The sequence below is a fragment of the Leptolyngbya sp. BC1307 genome (assembly GCF_002286735.1).
Taxonomy (GTDB): domain Bacteria; phylum Cyanobacteriota; class Cyanobacteriia; order Phormidesmidales; family Phormidesmidaceae; genus Phormidesmis.
On record NZ_NRTA01000167.1, the window covers coordinates 1 to 947 of the forward strand.

General features: G+C 52.2%; 1 protein-coding gene. It reads left to right on the forward strand.

Annotated features, from left to right (window positions below; genetic code table 11):
* A partial coding sequence (locus CKL79_RS22585; RefSeq protein ID WP_121971730.1) for an ISKra4 family transposase occupies window positions 1-921 on the forward strand: 921 nt, incomplete at its 5' end.
* Between the last annotated feature and the right edge of the window lie 26 nt (window positions 922-947).

Below are 947 nucleotides of genomic sequence, written 5' to 3' on the forward strand. Positions count from 1 at the left end.
AGTCATAAGTATGCCGAAATGAGCGGGCCTCGGGTGGTGAGCGATCTGAAGGAGAATCATGGTCGTCAAGTGACCCGCTCGTTTGTGCAAAACGTGGCAGAGATGGTCGGCAGCATTGCCTTGAGTCAAGCAGAATCGTGGCACTATCAGACACCGAAACCAGCAGCAGAGATTACCACTGTCAGCATTGGGATGGACGGCACCTGTATGCTGATGTGCGAAGACCACTACCGAGAAGCGATGGTAGGCACGATTAGTTTGGTCGATGCCGCAGGCGAACGGCACCATACTACTTACATCGGTGCAAGCCCTGAGTATGGACGAGCCAGCTTTCTGGCACGCATGGAGCGAGAAATTACTCACATTCGAGGGCTGTTTCCCGATGCCCACTATCAAGGCTTAGCCGATGGGGCGGCGGAGAACTGGGATTTTCTAACGCCGCTGACCGAGACGCAAGTGTTGGACTTTTATCATGCTAGTCAGTATCTCAAGGGGGTGGCTAAAGTCCTCTATCCTCGCAGTCCCACCAAACGAGAGGTTTGGTTAACCAAACACTGTCATGACTTAAAACACGAAGTCGGTGCCGCCCGCCAAATCCTGTCGGAGATGGTGGCGATTGAGGACGCTAAATTAGGCAAAACGTCGCGTCAGACATTGCAAGCCACGATTACCTACTTTCGCAATCATCACCATCAAATGGGCTATGCCGAAGCGATTGCCCAGAATTTACCGATTGGCTCAGGCGTGACTGAAGCGGGCTGCAAGGTGATTGTTAAAAGTCGGTTGTGCGGGGCCGGGATGAAGTGGAAGGAGGCAGGTGCGGCGGTGGTGTTGAGTTTACGCTCTCTGAGTTATACCCAAGGCAGATGGGCTCAGTTTTGGGCCAAAATTAACCAATATGGATTTTCTCTCGCTTTTTAAGCCTACATCAAATTCAGGTCACACCC